Here is an 18,365-nt window from a genome sequence, read left to right on the forward strand (position 1 = left end):
GTCCGCAACTAACCGCTTGCCGTTACCGATACGCCAAGATCGCTCCATTCAGAAGGCCCGGCGCTTCCACCAGTCCAGTAGAAGTTCACGATCTCGGAACCCGGCGACATCGTGAACGTTGCCGTGCGTTCGTCAGTATTCACGGTGCAGTTCGAGTTCTCACCCGCGTGGTTCTTTTCGAAATAAGGATCAAGCTCAACCTTTTCGGCCCACTTCAGGGTTACCGTCTGCTGCTTGCCCGTAACGCTGACGCGGTAGTTGTATGCGGCATAATCGCCAACGTCGCCCGTATCGGCCCATGCGCCAGTGACGGAAGCGGACTCGACCACGGAACGCTCCGCCGGCGTGACGGTAGCCGCCAAACACGCCAAGTTGGTTCCAGGACTATTCGTCTGATCGACGATGGCGAAGATCTTGAACGCAACGTTGTTCAGCAGGATCTTGTCGAAGGAAATCGTGTAGGTGACGATCTTCGCCTGCGTGCCGGGAAGCACGACGTCACCCTGCGCGGGGCTGATGCTCCACCCCGAGGTAACTTCATCATTTCCATTGACGCTAACGGCGCTTACGCTCAACGCGTACTTGACGTCCTTGTCGTTGAACACATTCCGGTCATCGAGCATGCAGTTATACACGCGGAAGGTGAAGGAGCACCAAGTACCGTTGGCGTCGGTCGCATCGCTTTTGCCCGTATCGACCACAACGCTTTTGGCCATGGGCTCTGCTGGCTTCTCCGAATAAGGAGCCAGCACGTCGGAAGCGAACAGGCTTTGCGAAGTGCCCGTAACGGCAACGGCCTTCAAGTGGTCGTTCGCGCTGAAGGCGCTGTAGGTCAAACGGACGCCGAACACCAGCGCCGCAATGACCAGCACGAAGGAAACCACCCACAACGCCTTACGCGCTTGAAGCGTTTTCGCCATACCGTCGATCGCGCCGTTCAGCGAAGCGGTGAGCGAACCGCGCCCTTCGCTTTCGCGTTCTTGCTTGATGCAGTTGTCATCGCGGTTTCTGAGCACGGTCCCTCCTCTCTACGACTTCGCGATCAGATACGCTACGTCGGTTTCCTTGTAGTTGGTATCTTTGGGCCACGAGCATTCGATGATGAAGTTGGTCACGGAAGCGGCTTCGCTTTCGGTCTTTTTATCGAGTTCAGCTACCTCGAATCGTTTCCAACGGTACTTGGGAACGGCGTTTGTTTGGATGTTGCTATAGTTGCCGAAGGTTTTGGTTTTGGCTTCACCGGAGTAGATGTCGGTAAAGCCCGTAACCTCGTCACCCTTGCTCCAGGAATAGCCGCTGCCTTGGACGTCGCCGGCGGCGGAGGGGCTGTTCACCGTGGCGCGATAAATCTTCACGCTCAGGTCTTTGATGTTCGTGGTGTTCGCAACTTGCAGTTCAAAGGCCTTGCCGCCGCTGTCCACGCTGAAGGCGCGGCGGCGGCAAACGTTGCCTTTTTCGTCGACTTTGTCGTAGTCCGCGTCGTTGGTCAGGTCGAGCTGGGTTGCCGCCGACTCGCCCGGCACGGTGATCTTCAGCTCGGCAGGAGAGTCGACCTTCGCAACCGTTGAAAGGCTGTTGTTGGTCAGGAACCACGAAAGCGTGAGCGCCGCGATGATCAGAACGACGGCGATAACGGCCAACGCCGCAAGAATCGGCCCGCGATGCTCGTACATCCACTCTTTTGCCGACGTCATCCGCGCTTCGTTGCCGCTCATGGGGTCGTCACCTCGCTAGCGGTAAGACGCACCTGGTAATACTCCACCGCGTTGCCGATCTCATCGTCGGCCTTGTTGTAAGCCGCAGCGCACGCTGAGAGGTCCGCAGAGGTCATGGTGCTGCTTAGGCGAGGAATCGTTTGACCAGACGATATGGAGTAGAAAGAATCCTGATGGTCGTTGATATAGCCTTGCATAGCAGCATAGCTCTGCCCGGCAGGATCTTTAACGTCATCGGTTGCGAAAAGGTTTTTGTAGTAGTTGGCGTTGCCGGTATACACGAAGTTCTGGATGTACTCAGGCCACACCCAGTACAGCGTTTTCGTAACGGAGTTGGTCGTATTGCCTGAAGTGTCCTGGAATTCGCTTTTGGCGACAGTCAGCCGGTAACTGAGAACCGAAGACCCCTTAGTCAACTGCTCGCCAAGGATGGGCGACTCATAATACCCATTGGCGTCGCGCGATGTAAAGAACAGGATATGACCCGACGCCAGCGCTTTCACGGTATCGGAAACCTCGGCTCCCCCCTGCTTGTCCCTAAACTCGCGGGAGATATCGATTTGCACGTCACGAAGATCGCTCGCATACGGTGTCACCGTGAAGGTAAGCTGGCCATACGAACCCGGACCCAAAGTATCGCCGAAGCTCAAGTTAACCAGATTGCTGGTAGCACTCACGTTCATGGAGTCGGCCACATCAAGCCCGACATCGCCTGCTGCCTGATCATAGACGCCCTGGCGGTCGCCGTCGGAAAAGATAGCGAAGCGTGCGCCGGCCGCGTCCACCCCAACGCCATTGACCCTCACCTGGGAGTTATTCAGAAACCACGCCAAGCAGGCCAGGATAATGACAAGGGCGGCTACCACGAACAGACCGCTGACCATGAAACGCTTCCAGAAATCCTTCAGGGTTTGCGCATGCTCGTCGGCCACAGCGCGATAGCCCTCAGCAGCGTTATCGCTTGCGTGAAGCTCACCGTGGTTGGTATGTTCGCCAGTCGCCTTCATGCTGCCGACGCCCCGAAGAGGCCGCTTTCCTCCTTGTTCGCCCAAGCAATGTCAGGGCCCTCTCATTCTGAAACGGAGCGAATACGCCGCTCAGATGACAAGAAGCCATTGCCCAGTTCCGACAATCATTCAACGTAGGATTTTAGCATGTAAGACACCGCTTATTCCTAAGTGCAACAAACCAAAACAACCCCACTTTTGACGATTCCCGCAAGTCGCAAGACGGAACGCTAAAGCCTCATCAGCACCCCAACAAAGTAATCCCCCTGACAACAAAGAATACCCCCGAGCACAAGCCCGAGGGTATTAAGCAGTTAGCAAATGTCGAACCGTGATTGTTGGCTACGCACCAACACCGGAGGTCGCCGGAGACTGAACGCCTACGAAACCAAGGTTGCCAGTGATTGTATTGGAAATGCCTGCTGCGGCATTCTCGGAGACGCAGCTCGGATCGCAACCCTCATACCACACGCGAACAGTAACCGTCACAGGTCCATTATTGCTACTGATGGTGGCAAGTTTACTCGTCCCCGCAACTGCCTGACCCTTATCGTTGATGCTGCCAGAGTAAGCGGCCATGTCTGAATAACTCGCCTCGACAACCTTGTCCGCATCGCCAGCACCCGTTACCCAATAGTCGCCTTGCGTTGCAGTTTCGGCAGCCTTATCGGTGTAATACCTCGTAGCGGTTGAATTGTCGGCAGACGCAACCTTGAAGAGATTCCAGCTCGTCCCTCCATCGAAGCTAATGGCGAATCGACCTGCGGTACCCATCTTGTCGCTAGCCTGCAGAGTAGTAGCAGCGGTGTCGGAATTGAAGTACACGTCCATCGAACCGTTAGCTACACCAAGCGCAAAGGTGTAATCAATATAAACGGTTTTTTCGTCCTCGCGAGCAATTGCGCTTTGATACTTGTCAGCCACGGCGTGGGAACCCGTGCCGGTCGCGCTCGTCCAATGCAATGTTTCATAGAAGGATTTAGCATCGTTGGTGGACACAGGGTAAAGCTTGCTCGGGCTGGTACCCGCCTTAGTCATATCACCCGTCGTCTTACCCGCGCTCGTAATATACAGGTTCGGCACAGCAGAAGACGTAGTCACGTTAACGCCCTCTGCCGTGACGGCATTGTTGTTCACGAACCATGCGAACGTGGCGGCTCCCAAGGCTATGGCAGCCACCAGCACCATGGCGATAGCAGCGGCGAGCTGCTTTTTCAGTGCCTTCGTTTCCATAACGGATCCTCTCTCGATCCTTTTCCTCGCTCATGAAATCAATACCCAACGGGCACCTGCATTCCATTCAAGAACATGCGAAGAGCACCTTACCATATTTTGTCCCGGAATATCTCCGCCTTACCCCAGGTAAATCACTCAATTCAATGGTTTCTCCGCAAGAAATTGTACCCCCTCTAATAAATCAACGTCGAAGGCGTCAATCCCCTACTTCCGCAAAGCAGATGTCGCGCTCCCTCCCTTTACGCAAAGCGAGCGGGCACAGCTAACAAAACCAAGGACCGCGAACCGGCAGATGCCTCGACAACACCTAACGCCGTGGGCATCGGTCGATTCGCCGTACGCCCCAGCCAATGAAATCGATGAGCAACAAGTCGGCAAATGCGCAAACGGCGTTCGTAACCCGCAGCCCAATCGACGCGCCAGCAACCGCCAACGCCATCAACGCGCAGCATCTCGCCGGCAAACGCCGGCATCGGGCTTATGCGGGCGGATTGTCCTGGTTGCGACGGTTATCCCAGGTGACGGTGTTGTTCTGATAGTAGTCGGGCGCATCGGTGCCGGACGCGCCGATGGGATCGGTGCCCGTGAGCGTGTCGCCGATATCCCGCACGAACTTGGTGAGCAGATTCGTATCCTCAGCTCCATCGGAATCGAAGTCCATGGCGAACTCGACTTCGCCGCCCACTATGTCGTCGACGCACTCGGGGTCATCGCCGTCAAGCCAGATGACCACCGTGTACTTATCCACGTAGCCCACCTTGAAGTCGTCGTTGGCAAGGTGGCAGACCACGTCGTTCGATTCGAAATTCTCACACCCGGGCTCGTTGCCGCCATCGGAAGCGGGCGCGGCATAAGTCACCGCCTGGCCATTACGGTACACGCGCACGCGCGCGGCCTTCTCCACGCCCTTCGACGCGGAGGCGACCTTCACCTTGCCGTCGTATCCCAGATCTTCCTTGCCGGCATTGCGGATATAAAAAGTGTAAGCGACGTAGCTTTTGCCGTTGTGGCTGCCGTCGATCTCGTCCAAGTTGTCGGGCAGATCATCCGCGGCGATGTTGGTGCCGTAGGAAACCGCCTCGGCGGCAAGACGCGCAGTGGCGCCTTCGAACTGGCTGTTGTCGGCAATGGCGATACCGCGCCTGAACAGCTCCAAACGGTTCAAGTTGATGGTGAAGTTGCCCATGTTCTCCTGCATGAACGAAACGCCGAACAGCACTGCCATGAACAGGGCAACGCAAATGAGCACCTTCTGCAGCGTGCCGACGCGCAAAAGCGCCTCGCCGATGCGGGCCATGCGGCGCTTGGGCATGTACATGGAGACGATGGCGTCGACGTCGATGTCCTCATCGTCCGCCAGAGCCTCTTCCAGCTCCTCCACGCGGATCATGCGCTTGCTCCAGGCACGCTTCTTGCCGAAACGACGCTTGGCGGGCGCCGTAGAACGCGCGGTGCCTTCGGACGCTTCCGCTTCCGCAGACGCGTCTGCGCCCACGCCTTCGGCCTGCGCAGACTCGTCCGCATTCACACCTTCAGCCTGAGCACGCTCCTGTTCAGCGCCCTGCACCTGATCGGACGCCGATTCACGCTCGGGCCGCCCGCCTTCGCTTTCCCTATTTTTACCGAACCACGCCATGAGCCCTAGATCTTATACTTTGCGCGCACGTGCTCCATGTACTCCTTCATGGCCTCGCGCTCCAAATCGTCGGCGTAGCGGAACTGAATGCCGCAGGCGTTGCGGAATAGGCTGCCCTTCGGCGCCTCACGCAGCCAGCACACGATGCCCAGCTGCACGGGCAGCTCGTAACGCTGGTCGTCCACGCGCACCACGGGCAGCTTCACCTGCAGGGCTTCGCCCACGTCGGGGCAATCGTTGAGATACATTGCCAGGCCGCCGGCGGAAACGTCGATGGTCATAGCCTCTTCCAGCTGGTCCTCGGGGGCCTCGTCGCGCAGGTAGCGCAGGCGCATGGACACCTTGAAACGCTCGTCGCGGCGCTTGAAGAACGTGCGATGCTCGGCCACCTGACGCATCTTCCACAACGTGCGGATGCCCGCCTTCTCCACGGATTCGGGATAGCCGGCCAGCATGAAGGTGTTCCCGCCTTCGGTGTACTGGAACAGGAGCTTCTGGTTCTCGTCCAAGATCAGCGGCTTGCCGGCAAGCATGGGCGCGCTGATAAGGAAATAGGCTTCGTCGATGGCGCCCTTGAAGGTGGCCATCATGTTGAAATCGGTTTGCTGGCCCACGGCCGTGTCGAAAGCGACTTTCAGCTTCGTTCCTGGCTGTATCTGCAGCTCGGCCATCAAACCTTCCTTTCCCGTTCAGCGATCGCCGCGCTCCCTCGCGCGGATTCAGATGATTATAACGAAAAGCGGAAGCGATGACGGGAAGCAACACGGGGAGCGCAACGTTTCCAAGCTGCGGCGCAAAAAGCGGGCCACGTGAACAGGGGACGGAGGTGCGTTCACACGACCCCCTTCCCTAGCCCGCGCTTTCGCCCGCGCAACATGAACACACCTCCGTCCCCTGTTCACATCCCGGGATCGAGGGCCAAGCCGTCGACCTTAGGCATCAGGATGTTCCGCCGCCCCTTCCCCGGCCCGCCCATTCACCCGACGCACTGAATGGCAGTCCCTTTCGTTACCCGGCTCGTCCCCCCCCCGCAAGCGCAGTCGACATTTTCGCGGGTTTTGCCCTGTTCAGCGGCGGAAAACGTGAAGGAATCGCGACGATTGGCAAACGGTTGCCGCCCCGATATTGCAAGGAGCCGACGTGATGATTATCGTGGGGAACGCTAAAGGGAGGGGCTATAAGTTATACTTGGCTTACTAGGTCGAACAAGGAGAAACGGTACGATAGCGTAATGAAGCAGGGCACCATTTTCACGAACGCCGCGCTTGCCGCGGTGCTGGCAACATCCATGGCAACAACCCCCGCCTTGGCGGGTCTTGCGCATACCCAGGGCACCGCCTCGGCAAGCGTTGCGTACGCGGCGCAGGCAACGCCCATCGAAAGCGTCGCCATCACCGGCGACTGGACCGCAACCGATGCGGAGAACCAGGCCATCCTCGACAAAGCCGAAGCAGCCAAGCTCGTCGGCCTAAAGCCGCTGAAAGCGTACCTTTCCGGCGAAACCGTGGCCGCAGCGGATTTCCTCGCCATCGACGTGGACGCGCTGGCAACCATAGACGCCGACCTGGCGAAACTGGTCAAGCAGACGCAGAAGGCCATCGCTGATTCGAACGCCGCCTCCGAGCCCGAGACCAAGCCCGAGCCCGCCACGCCCGCGCAACCCGCCGAAACCCCTGCCGCACCCGCAGCGTCCAGCGCCCCGTCCGCGAGCACCGGCAACGACACCGCCGCGGAGAAGCCCGCCGAGGACGTGGAGGACGCCCCCGAGGATATGGTGCAGGAAAGCGCCACCCTCGACGAGGACGAGCTGGTCTACGTCTCGCGCAACCTGACCACCGAGCAGTTCATCAGCCAAATCGGCGAGCAGGCCCGCGAGCTGTGCCAGGAAAACGACCTGTACGCCTCCGTTATGATCGCGCAGGCCGTAGTGGAGTCGGCATCCGGCTCATCGGGGCTCTCGTGCGAGCCGTACAACAACCTGTTCGGCATCAAGGGCAGCTACGAGGGCAAAAGCGTGCGTATGAAAACGCAGGAGGACGACGGCAAGGGCAATCTGGAGACCATCGTCGCCGAGTTCCGCCGCTACCCCAGCCTGACGGAATCGCTTGAGGACTACGTCGGGCTGCTCACCGGCGATTCCCTGTACACCCCGGTGAAGAAGTCGAACACGGAAAGCTACGAGGACGCGTGCGACTACCTGCAGGGGCACTACGCCACCAGCACCACGTACTCGCGCACGCTGAAAGCCTATATCGACACGTACGATTTGACCCAGTTCGACGCGCCCAGCGAGCAGGCGAAGGCCGAAGCCGCAACGCTCGAATCCGTGCTCAAGCCGACCGCCTCGCAGGCATCGTTCAAAACCGGCTCCGATGACTTCGGCATCACCGTGCCCGAGGCCGGCCTTCCCAAGCGGCAGATGAACCCCGTGATAGCAGGAATACTGGCCGCCCTTGTCGCAGCAGGCGCAGGCGCGCTGGGCTTCTGGCTGTACTGGCGCCGCAAAGTCGAAGGCGAGAACGCCGCCCACGCCGCAGCAGGCGCACACGCATCGGGCAATGCCGCCGCCAGCCAAGACGACGCTGCAGCATGGTCGGTCGCTCAGGCGATCACAGACTGGTCTAAAGGCGACAACCGTTAAAAACAAAAGCCGGTAACCGGTGTAGACCGGTTACCGGCTTTTCATTTCTTTACTCGATCGTTTAAATCTCGCGCTCGACCACTTCGGCGATGGCCTTGGCATGCTGCTCGGCAGCCTGCTCGTCCATGGCCTCCACCATCACGCGCACGACCGGCTCGGTGCCGCTCGGACGCAGCAGAACGCGACCGTCCTCGCCAAGCGCCGCTTCGGCAGCTGCCACGGCATCGGCGATGGCCTGGTTGCCATCAGCCGCGTGCTTGTCCTTCACGCGCACGTTGATGAGCGTTTGCGGGAAGCGGGTCATGGCCTTCGCCGCTTCGCCGGCGGACTTGCCGGCGCGCTTGCAAGCGGCCAGGAACTGCAGCGCCGTGACCAGGCCGTCACCCGTGGAGTTGTGCTCCAGGAAGATGGTGTGGCCGGACTGCTCGCCACCGATGACGTAACCGCCCTCGCGCATGGCCTCGAGCACGTAGCGGTCGCCAACCTTCGTTTGAATGAGGTTGATGCCCGCATCGCGCAGCGCATGCGTAAGGCCCAGGTTCGCCATAACGGTGGACACGGCGGTGTCGCCGGCCAGCAGGCCGCGCTGCTTCAGGTCGATGGCGCACACGGCTTCCACCATGTCGCCGTCGATCTCGTTGCCCTCGGAGTCCATGAGCATAACGCGGTCGGCGTCGCCGTCATGCGCGATACCTACATCGGCGCCACACTCGGCGACCAGGGCGCGCAGGGGCTCAAGGTGCGTGGAACCGCACTGGACGTTGATGTCCGTGCCGCAGTAATCGTCGTTGATGACGGTGACGTCGGCGCCCAAGCGGCGCAGCGCCTCGGCGCTGGTCATGCAGGATGCGCCGTGACCCGTGTCAAGCGCCACCTTCAGGCCCTTGAAGTCGATGCCCTGCTTCTCCACGCTCTGCACCGCGTGTTGGATATAGAGCTCGCAAGCATCCTCGACGGGCACGGCCACGCCCACCTCGTCGCCGTTGGGAAGTTCGTCAGCAGCAGCGCCGCCGCGGGCCATAAAGGCCTCGATCTCATCCTCGACGGAGTCGGGCAGCTTGAAGCCCTGGCCGTCGAAGATCTTGATGCCGTTGTACTCCGGCGGGTTGTGCGAGGCGGAGATGACGATGCCGCCGTCGCAATGCAGCTCGCGGGTGAGCAAGGCGATGGCCGGCGTGGGGATGATGCCCGCCAGCAACGCCGTGCCGCCCATGGACATGATGCCGGCGGCAACGGCCGACTCCAGCATATCGCCCGACAGGCGCGTATCCTTGCCGATCAGGATGGTGCGGCCCTTGAAGGCCACCGCCGCCTGACCCAGCTGGAAGGCCATCTGGCACGTAAGCTCCTTGTTCGCAACGCCGCGAACCCCATCAGTACCGAAAAGACGTGCCATATTACTTCCCTCGCTTTACATGCTCATCGAAAAGACGGATGGCGCCTTGGGGGCGCTCCTCGTCGGTCATGCGGTTGTTCAGCTCGGCAGCGAACTCGTCGATGCCGATGCCGTAGCGCTCAAGCACGACGAGAAGATGATACACCACGTCGGCGGCCTCATAGCGCAGATGGTCGCAGGCCGCGTCGGCCTTGGCGGCGAACGCATCGGCCATGCCCGCGTGCGAGCCCTCGTGGCCGGCAAGGCCCGCCAGCATCATCTTCACCGCTTCCACGTCCTTGGCGGCCAAAGCCACCTCGTTGGCCTCCTCGACCACCTTCTTCAACGGCAAGTCGGCATTACCCGTGAGCAGGCGGAACGTGTAGCTGCCCTCCCCTGCGTCGCGGCGAGCGTGGATGGTTCCCACCAGCGCCTCGAGCGTGGCGCCGATCTGCGATGCGGGAGCCTGCTCCCCCTCGGGGATGTAAGTTTTATCGCTCATGAAAAGCCTTTCGAACGTAAGCGGGCACCGGCGCTGTCGCCGCCCGGCCCGCCGTAACGAAAAAAGGGGCGCGCCGATGCGCGCCCCTTTCAGCTGGCGTTATTCCTCGCCGTTAGCCTGAGCCTCGTTGGACTCTTCCTCGTCCTGACGGCTGGTCAGGCCGAAGCCCAACGCGCCGTTGCCCAGAAGCTCGTCGAGCTCCTCGAGGTTGCGGTGATAGCTGCGCGGAGGCAGCGCCTCGCCCAGCATGTCCTCGCCTTCGGTGTTGAAGGTTGCCGGCTCGTCGCCGCCGATGAGGATGGTGTCATCCGGGCTGAACACCATGTCGAGCAGCTGGCTCATGTCGTCGGAGGATGCGCTCAGGTCGTCCTCGATCACATGCAGCAGGTTGTGCTGCTCGAGGCCTTCCTTGAGCTCCTCGATGGCCTTCGCGCCGATGCCCTCGATGCGCAGCAGGTCGTCCTCGGTGTGGCCCACCAGGTCGGCCACGGTCTCGATGCCGGCCTCGCTGAACTTGTTCGCCCAGCGCTGCGACACGCCCAGATCGTCGTAGATGTACAGGCGCGCGTCCTCGTCGGACAGCTGCGGGCCGCGATGACCCAGGGACAGGCCGCTGTAGTAGCTGCCGTAGTTGCCGCCCATGTTGAGGTAGCCCTCGCCGTCCAGCGACCAATCCTGGGGCTGGGGCAGCAGGTCCTCGATCTGGCGCAGGTCGTCCGGAGCGTACTCGGGCAGCATGTCGCCCTCGACCGGAGCGGTGGGCTTGCCCTTGTAGGTCAGGCCGACATCGCGGTAGCGCTTCAGACCCGTACCAGCCGGGATCGGCTTGCCGATGATGACGTTCTCCTTCAGACCCACCAGGTGGTCGACCTTGCCCTCGATGGCGGCGTCGGTGAGCACCTTCGTGGTCTCCTGGAACGATGCAGCGGACAGGAACGAATCGGTGGCCAGGGAGGCCTTCGTGATGCCCAGCAGCAGCGGCTGGCCCACCGGCGGGTTCTTGCCCTCGGCGATGAGCTCGTTGGCAACGTTCTCGAACTCGAAGCGGTTGACCTGGCGGCCCGGCAGGAAGTCGGAGTCGCCGGCGTCGAGCACGGCCACCTTGCGCAGCATCTGGCGCGCGATGACCTCGATGTGCTTGTCGTTGATGTCAACGCCCTGGGACACGTACACGTCCTGGACCTGGGCCACGATGTAGCGCAGCGTGGTGTTCGGGTCCGTCAGGCGCAGCAGGTCGTGGGGGTTCACGGAACCCTTGGTCAGCTGCTGGCCGATGCGGACCTGGCGGCCGTCCTCCACGCCCGGGAGCATGGTGGCGCGGGCCGACACCACGTACTCGCGGAAGTTGCCCTCCTGGTCGTGGATGGTCAGCGTCTTCGTGTTCTTGTCGGAGCTGATCTGCAGCGTGCCGGAGATCTCCGCCAGCACTGCCTGGCCCTTAGGCTTGCGGGCCTCGAACAGCTCCTGGACGCGCGGCAGGCCGTGCGTGATGTCCTCGCCTGCGACGCCGCCGGCGTGGAACGTACGCATGGTCAGCTGCGTGCCGGGCTCGCCGATGGACTGTGCGGCAATGATGCCGACGGCGGTGCCGATGTTGACCGGACGGCCCGTTGCAAGGTCCCAACCGTAGCACTTCTGGCACACGCCATGCTCGGCATGGCAGGTCATGACCGTGCGGATGGTGACTTCCTCGACGCCCGCGGCCTCCATGGCGGCAAGCTGATCGATGGAGGTGATGTAGTTGTCGCCCTCCATGACCACAGAGCCGTCGGCGCCCTTGACATCCTCGAGCAGGCAGCGGCCGATCAGGTTCTCGTCCAGCTCGCCCTTCTCGTTGTGCAGCGGGTACGGGACGCCCACGTTCGTGCCGCAGTCGATCTCGTGCACGATGACGTCCTGCGCGACGTCGACCAGACGACGGGTCAGGTAACCAGAGTCGGCGGTACGCAGAGCGGTGTCGGCCATACCCTTACGAGTGCCGTGCGTGGAGACGAAGTACTCCAACACCGACAGACCCTCGCGGAAGTTCGACTTAACCGGAATGTCGATGGTGCCGCCCTTGGTGTCTGCCATCAGGCCGCGCATGCCGGCCAGCTGGCGGATCTGCTTGATGTTACCTCGAGCGCCGGAGTCGGCCATCATGAAGATGGGGTTGAAGCTGTCGAAGTTGGCAGCCATGGCCTCGCCGACCTCTTCGTTGGCATCCGTCCAGATGTCGACGACCTGCTTATGACGCTCCTCGGGGCTCATCAGGCCCATCTCGTAGTCCTCATCGATGGCTGCGACCTTGTCATCGGCAGCGGCCAGGATGTCGGCCTTCGTCGGCGGCACGGTGGCGTCGTAGACGGACACGGTGATGCCGGCGCGGGTTGCGTAGTGGTAACCCGTGGCCTTCAAACCGTCCAGGATCTCCGGCACATCGGCCAGCGGGTAGCGATTCGTGACGTCCTCGACCAAACGGCCGATCTCCTTCTTGTTCATCTGGTAGTTCAAGAAGGGATAATCCTCCGGGAAGGAGTCATTGAAGATGATGCGGCCGATGGTGGTGTGGATGCGCTGACCGGCCTTCATGTCCTCGAACTTGCCGAACGCGTTAGCCACGCGGGTGTCCTTGCTCAGGCGCACCTCGATCTTGGCCTGCAGGTCCACGTCGGCGCGAGCGTCATAGGCGTTGCGAGCATCGGCGAAGTCGATGAACGCACGGCCCTCGCCCGGGAAGCCGTCGCGGGCTGCCGTCAGGTAGTAGGAGCCGATGATCATGTCCTGCGTGGGCACGGTCAGCGGGCGGCCATGAGCCGGGGATTTGATGTTGTTCGCGGACAGCATGAGCACGCGGGCCTCGGCCTGGGCTTCGGCGCCGAGCGGCACATGCACGGCCATCTGGTCGCCGTCGAAGTCGGCGTTGAAGGCGGTGCAGGCCAGCGGATGCAGCTTGATGGCCTTGCCCTCGACGAGAACCGGCTCGAAGGCTTGGATGCCCAGACGGTGCAGGGTTGGTGCGCGGTTGAGCAGGACCGGATGGTCCACGATGACCTCTTCCAGCACGTCCCACACGTAGCTGGCGCAACGATCCACGGCGCGCTTGGCGGCCTTGATGTTAGCAGCGTACTCGAGCTCGACCAGGCGCTTCATAACGAAGGGCTTGAACAGCTCCAGCGCCATCTGCTGAGGAAGGCCGCACTGGTGCAGCTTAAGCGACGGGCCGACGACGATTACCGAACGGCCGGAGTAGTCGACGCGCTTGCCGAGCAGGTTCTGACGGAAGCGGCCCTGCTTGCCCTTGAGCATGTCGGACAGCGACTTCAGCGGACGGTTGCCGGGGCCCGTGACGGGACGGCCGCGACGGCCGTTGTCGAACAGGCTGTCCACAGCCTCCTGCAGCATGCGCTTCTCGTTGTTCACGATAATCTCGGGGGCACCGAGGTCGAGCAGGCGCTTCAGGCGGTTATTGCGGTTGATGACGCGACGATACAGATCGTTGAGGTCGGACGTGGCGAAGCGGCCGCCGTCGAGCTGCACCATGGGGCGCAGGTCGGGCGGGATGACCGGGACGACGTCCAGGATCATATCAGACGGCTTGTTGGTGGACTTCAGGAACGCGTCGACCACCTTCAGGCGCTTGATAGCCTTGGCGCGCTTCTGGCCCTTACCGTTGGCGATGACGTCGCGCAGCTCCTCGGCCGTGGCCTCGAGGTCCATGGCGTCCAGCAGGTCGCGCACGGACTCGGCGCCCATGCCGCCCGTGAAGTAATCGCGGTAGTTGGCGCGCATCTCACGGTACAGGGACTCGTCGGGAACCAGCTGCTTCGGCTCGATCTTCATGAACAGGTCGAAAGCGTCCTGACGCAGCGCCTTGCGCTCGTTGAACTCCTCGTAGATGTCGGCGATCTCCTCTTCCACCTCTTCAGGCGTGAGGCGCTCGTCCTCGTCGATGTCGTCGACGAAGTCGTCGTCCTCGGGGACGTAGTCCACCGACAGCTTGCGGGTCTGCTCGATCAAGCGATCGCGCTCGACGTCCAGCTCTTCCAGGTCGGCGGCCAGCTCATCGCGCAGATCCTCGACATCCTCGTCGCGCGCCTCCTTGTCGACGGAGGTGATGATGGAGCTTGCGAAGTACAGGACCTTCTCCAGCTCCTTCGGCGGGATGTCGAGCAGGTAGCCCAGACGGGACGGGGAGCCCTTGAAGTACCAGATGTGGCTGACGGGGGCCGCCAGCTCGATGTGGCCCATGCGCTCGCGACGAACCTTGCTGCGCGTCACCTCGACGCCGCAGCGCTCGCACACGATGCCCTTGAAACGCACGCGCTTGTATTTGCCGCAGGCGCACTCCCAGTCCTTGGTGGGACCGAAGATCTTCTCGCAGAACAGGCCGTCCTTCTCCGGCTTGAGCGTGCGGTAGTTGATGGTCTCGGGCTTCTTCACCTCGCCACGCGACCAGCTGCGGATATCCTCGGCGGAAGCCAGGGAGATGCGCAGGGCGTCGAAATTGTTAACGTCGAATTCCGTCGTCATTTATCGCTCGTCCTCCTTGCCGATCAGGTCGTTGTCGTCTTCTTCTTGCTTCGTATCAGCCATCAGCTCGCCCAGCTCTGCGGCGATGTCGTCGAGAGCGCCGGCTTCCTCGGCCTCGGTCTTGCGCGCATCGTCTGCGATGGCGTTGTACAGGGCCGAATCGGCGTTGTCGCGCTTCACGTCGTCCAGATCGGGGTCATGGGTGACGTCGATGGTCTGATGGTCGTGTCCCTCAAGCTCGACGTTGAGGCACAGCGACTTCATTTCCTTCACCAGAACCTTGAAGGACTCGGGCACCTCGGGAGCCGGCGTGTTCTCGCCCTTGACGATTGCCTCGTAGGACTTCACGCGGCCCGACGTGTCGTCGGACTTCACGGTCAGGATCTCCTGCAGCACGTTGGATGCGCCATACGCGTACAGGGCCCACACTTCCATCTCGCCGAAGCGCTGGCCGCCGAACTGCGCCTTGCCGCCCAGAGGCTGCTGCGTGATCAGGCTGTAAGGGCCGGTCGAGCGGGCGTGGATCTTGTCGTCGACCATGTGACCCAGCTTCAGGATGTAGGTCTGGCCGACGGTGATGGGCTCGCGGAACTTCTCGCCCGTGCGGCCGTCGTAGAGCCATGCCTTGCCCGTGCGGGACAGCTGCGGGACGAACTCGTCGCGCGCCAGGTCGCCGTACTTCTTATGGTTCCAGTTGATGAGGTTGCGGTTGGCGGCGTCGATGGCGTCGGAGATCTCCTCCTCGGTGGCGCCGTCGAATACCGGGGTTGCCACGAACTGCGGGCCCTCAACGGGCTCGTCGGAGTTCGGGTCGTCATTCCAGCCCCACTTCGCGGCCCAGCCCAGGTGGTTCTCAAGCAGCTGACCGACGTTCATACGGGACGGAACGCCCAGGGGGTTCAGCATGACGTCGATCGGCGTGCCATCGGCCAGGTACGGCATGTCCTCAACCGGCAGCACGCGGGAGATAACGCCCTTGTTACCGTGACGGCCGGAGAGCTTGTCGCCCTGCTGGACCTTACGCTTCTGAGCCACGTAGATGCGGACGAGCTCGTTGACGCCCGGCGCCAGCTCGTCGCCGGCGGCGCGGCTGAAGCGGTGGATGTCGATGACGCGGCCGCCGGAGCCGTGCGGCACCTTCAGGGAGGTGTCGCGGACCTCGCGGGCCTTCTCGCCGAAGATGGCGCGCAGCAGGCGCTCCTCGGCGGTCAGCTCGGTCTCGCCCTTCGGGGTGACCTTACCAACCAGAACGTCGCCCGGGAACACCTCGGCGCCCACGCGGATGATGCCGTCGGCATCCAGATCGCCGATCATGTCGTCGGAGATGTTCGGGATCTCGCGGGTGATCTCCTCCGGGCCCAGCTTCGTGTCACGGGCGTCAAGCTCGTACTCGCTGATGTGGATGGAGGTCAGCAGGTCCTCGGACACCACGCGCTCGGACACGATGATGGCGTCCTCGTAGTTGTAGCCTTCCCAGGGCATGTACGCGACCATGAGGTTCTGACCCAGCGCCAGCTCGCCGCCGTCGCAGGACGGGCCGTCTGCCAGCACGTCGCCGGCAGCCACCTCGTCGCCCTTGCGGACGATGGGGCGATGGTTCATGCAGCCGGACTGGTTGGAACGCTGGAACTTCGGCACCAGGTACTCGTCGTACTCGCCGTCGTTGTTGAGCACGATGATGGTCTGGCCGTCGACGTAGTCGACCACGCCGGGGTTCTGCGCGATGAGGATCTCGCCGGAGTCGACCGCGATGCGGTGCTCCATGCCGGTGCCTACGAGCGGGGCGTGCGGCTTGAGCAGCGGCACAGCCTGACGCTGCATGTTCGAGCCCATGAGGGCGCGGTTTGCGTCGTCGTGCTCGAGGAACGGGATGAGCGACGTTGCGACCGACGTCATCTGACGCGGGGAAACGTCCATATAGTCGACCTGCTCGGGCAGCACCTCGCCAGGCTCGCCGAACACGCCGTCGGCGTCCTTGGTACGGCAGAGAACGCGAGCGGCCTTCACGAAGTTGCCGTTCTCGTCGGTGGTGCCGAACTCACGAGTCTCCAGGTTGAACTTCTCGTTGGCCTGGGCGATCGTGTGGTTCTCTTCCTCGTCGGCCGTCAGGTAGTCGATGTCGTCGGTCACCTTGCCGTCGACCACGCGACGGTAGGGCGTCTCGATGAAGCCGTAGGGGTTGATGCGGCCGAAGGTTGCCAGCGAACCGATAAGGCCGATGTTCGGGCCTTCAGGCGTCTCGATGGGGCACATGCGGCCGTAATGGGAGTTGTGGACGTCGCGGACCTCGAAGCCTGCGCGCTCGCGGGACAGACCGCCCGGGCCGAGTGCGGACAGACGGCGCTTGTGCGTGATACCTGCGGCAAGGTTGGCCTGGTCCATGAACTGGGACAGCTGGGAGGAGCCGAAGAACTCCTTGATGGCCGCCACGATCGGGCGGATGTTCACGAGCGACTGCGGGGTGATCTCGTCGGGCTCCTGCATGCTCATACGCTCGCGCACCACGCGCTCCATGCGGGACAGGCCGATGCGGAACTGGTTCTGGATCAGCTCGCCGACCGTGCGGATGCGGCGGTTGCCGAAGTGGTCGATGTCGTCGACCTTGACGCCCTCGGCACCGGCATGCAGGCCGATGATGTACTGCATGGTCTTGGTGATGTCTTCCTCGGTCAGCGTGGAGCAGGTTGCCTCCTCCTGATCGAAGCCGAGCTTCTTATTGATCTTGTAACGGCCCACTTTCGCCAGGTCGTAGCGCTGCGGGTTGAAGAACAGGCCCTCGAGCAGCGTACGGGCGGAGTCGATGGTGGGCGGCTCGCCGGGACGGAAGCGCTTGTACAGCTCGATGAGCGACTCCTCCTTGGTGGTGGCGGGGTCGCGGTCGAGGGTGCGCAGGACCATCTCATCGCTGCCGAGCAGGTCGATGATCTCCTCGCGGGTCTCGGCCAGGCCGAGGGCGCGAACGAGCAGCGTAGCGGGCTGCTTGCGCTTGCGGTCGATGCGCACGGACAGGATGTCGCGCTTGTCGGTCTCGAACTCCAGCCATGCACCGCGGCTGGGGATGACCTTTGCGTTATACAGCGTTTTGTCGGATGCCTTGTCGCGCTCGGAGCCGAAGTACACGCCCGGGGAACGCACGAGCTGGGACACCACGACGCGCTCGGTGCCGTTAATGATGAAGGTGCCGCGGTTGGTCATGAGCGGGAAGTCGCCCATGAACACCTCCTGCTCCTTGATCTCGCCCGTCTCACGGTTGATGTAACGGATCTCGACGTACAGGGGCGCCTGATAGCTGACGTCCTTTTCCTTGCACTCGTCGACGGTGTACTTCGGGTCGCCGAAGCGATGGTCGCCGAACTCGACGCACATGTCCTTCGTATTGTTCTCGATCGGAGCGATGTCCTGGAACGCCTGGTCGAGACCCTCGCTCATGAACCATTTGAAACTATCCGTTTGAATGGCGATGAGGTTGGGCACGTCCATGACGTCAGGAATCTTCGCAAACGAGCAGCGATTGCGATAAAGTACTGTCTGACCAGCATTTTTGTCTTGGGCCACGAGGCTTTTCCTCCTTCAGGTGCATCCGCAAAACTGCGAAAAAGTTGCAATTTGTTAGAATACGGCGAAATGTCAAGCCCGTCAAGGAATTTTTTCACGAGCTGTGGAAATTTGTTGGTTTTCGCCGCTTCACCTGGGGAAACGCAGATATGACTTCTCTCGTGCGGAAGGCATTCTAGCACGGCA

General features: G+C 61.8%; 11 protein-coding genes. 1 reads left to right on the forward strand and 10 read right to left on the reverse strand.

Annotated features, from left to right (window positions below):
- Nucleotides 1–8: 8 nt before the first annotated feature.
- From Q0G75_RS01140 to Q0G75_RS01165, 6 genes are all read right to left on the reverse strand, one after another.
- On the reverse strand, nucleotides 9–1,016 hold the full coding sequence (locus Q0G75_RS01140) for a hypothetical protein (protein WP_294415353.1): 1,008 nt from the start codon (nucleotides 1,014–1,016) through the stop codon (nucleotides 9–11).
- Nucleotides 1,017–1,028: 12 nt separating this feature from the next.
- Nucleotides 1,029–1,715, reverse strand: a complete 687-nt coding sequence (locus tag Q0G75_RS01145; protein WP_294417676.1) for a hypothetical protein — start codon at nucleotides 1,713–1,715, stop codon at nucleotides 1,029–1,031.
- A complete protein-coding gene (locus Q0G75_RS01150; RefSeq protein WP_294417680.1) occupies nucleotides 1,712–2,767 on the reverse strand; it encodes a hypothetical protein in 1,056 nt (351 codons plus the stop codon). The genes Q0G75_RS01145 and Q0G75_RS01150 overlap by 4 nt, the downstream gene beginning before the upstream one ends.
- A 297-nt stretch (nucleotides 2,768–3,064) precedes the next feature.
- Complete coding sequence (locus Q0G75_RS01155) at nucleotides 3,065–3,955, reverse strand: hypothetical protein (protein ID WP_294415356.1); 891 nt, start codon at nucleotides 3,953–3,955, stop codon at nucleotides 3,065–3,067.
- Between the two features lie 481 nt (nucleotides 3,956–4,436).
- Nucleotides 4,437–5,594 carry a hypothetical protein gene (locus tag Q0G75_RS01160; protein ID WP_294415358.1) on the reverse strand — a complete coding sequence of 386 codons (1,158 nt, stop codon included), beginning with the start codon at nucleotides 5,592–5,594 and terminating at the stop codon, nucleotides 4,437–4,439.
- Between the two features lie 5 nt (nucleotides 5,595–5,599).
- The gene (locus Q0G75_RS01165) at nucleotides 5,600–6,265 is read right to left on the reverse strand and encodes a PilZ domain-containing protein (RefSeq protein ID WP_294415360.1); all 666 of its coding nucleotides are present in this window, start codon (nucleotides 6,263–6,265) and stop codon (nucleotides 5,600–5,602) included.
- Between the two features lie 560 nt (nucleotides 6,266–6,825).
- On the opposite strand from Q0G75_RS01165, the gene Q0G75_RS01170 reads away from it, so the two are divergent.
- On the forward strand, nucleotides 6,826–8,235 hold the full coding sequence (locus Q0G75_RS01170) for a glucosaminidase domain-containing protein (RefSeq protein WP_294415362.1): 1,410 nt from the start codon (nucleotides 6,826–6,828) through the stop codon (nucleotides 8,233–8,235).
- A gap of 61 nt (nucleotides 8,236–8,296) precedes the next feature.
- Here Q0G75_RS01170 and glmM read toward each other — a convergent pair whose 3' ends face one another.
- The 4 genes from glmM to Q0G75_RS01190 form a co-directional block, all read right to left on the reverse strand.
- Nucleotides 8,297–9,631, reverse strand: coding sequence for a phosphoglucosamine mutase (gene glmM, locus Q0G75_RS01175; protein WP_276668143.1), 1,335 nt, complete (start codon nucleotides 9,629–9,631; stop codon nucleotides 8,297–8,299).
- A 1-nt stretch (nucleotide 9,632) separates the two neighbouring features.
- A complete protein-coding gene (locus Q0G75_RS01180; RefSeq protein ID WP_294415364.1) occupies nucleotides 9,633–10,112 on the reverse strand; it encodes a hypothetical protein in 480 nt (159 codons plus the stop codon).
- A 99-nt stretch (nucleotides 10,113–10,211) separates the two neighbouring features.
- Nucleotides 10,212–14,624 (reverse strand): DNA-directed RNA polymerase subunit beta', encoded by a 4,413-nt coding sequence (locus Q0G75_RS01185; protein WP_294415365.1) that lies wholly within the window; start codon nucleotides 14,622–14,624, stop codon nucleotides 10,212–10,214.
- Nucleotides 14,625–18,179: a DNA-directed RNA polymerase subunit beta gene (locus Q0G75_RS01190; RefSeq protein ID WP_294417683.1), complete on the reverse strand. Its 3,555-nt coding sequence runs from the start codon at nucleotides 18,177–18,179 to the stop codon at nucleotides 14,625–14,627.
- Between the last annotated feature and the right edge of the window lie 186 nt (nucleotides 18,180–18,365).

It is taken from the genome of uncultured Senegalimassilia sp. (assembly GCF_934636665.1).
In the GTDB taxonomy this organism is placed as follows: Bacteria; Actinomycetota; Coriobacteriia; order Coriobacteriales; family Eggerthellaceae; genus Senegalimassilia.

Coding starts and splice junctions, on each gene's coding strand:
- Q0G75_RS01185 (WP_294415365.1), bottom strand. CDS start 14,624: ATGACGACGGAATTCGACGTTAACAATTTCGACGCCCTGCGCATCTCC.
- Q0G75_RS01165 (WP_294415360.1), bottom strand. CDS start 6,265: ATGGCCGAGCTGCAGATACAGCCAGGAACGAAGCTGAAAGTCGCTTTC.
- glmM (WP_276668143.1), bottom strand. CDS start 9,631: ATGGCACGTCTTTTCGGTACTGATGGGGTTCGCGGCGTTGCGAACAAG.
- Q0G75_RS01160 (WP_294415358.1), bottom strand. CDS start 5,594: ATGGCGTGGTTCGGTAAAAATAGGGAAAGCGAAGGCGGGCGGCCCGAG.
- Q0G75_RS01155 (WP_294415356.1), bottom strand. CDS start 3,955: ATGGAAACGAAGGCACTGAAAAAGCAGCTCGCCGCTGCTATCGCCATG.
- Q0G75_RS01180 (WP_294415364.1), bottom strand. CDS start 10,112: ATGAGCGATAAAACTTACATCCCCGAGGGGGAGCAGGCTCCCGCATCG.
- Q0G75_RS01170 (WP_294415362.1), top strand. CDS start 6,826: ATGAAGCAGGGCACCATTTTCACGAACGCCGCGCTTGCCGCGGTGCTG.
- Q0G75_RS01145 (WP_294417676.1), bottom strand. CDS start 1,715: ATGAGCGGCAACGAAGCGCGGATGACGTCGGCAAAAGAGTGGATGTAC.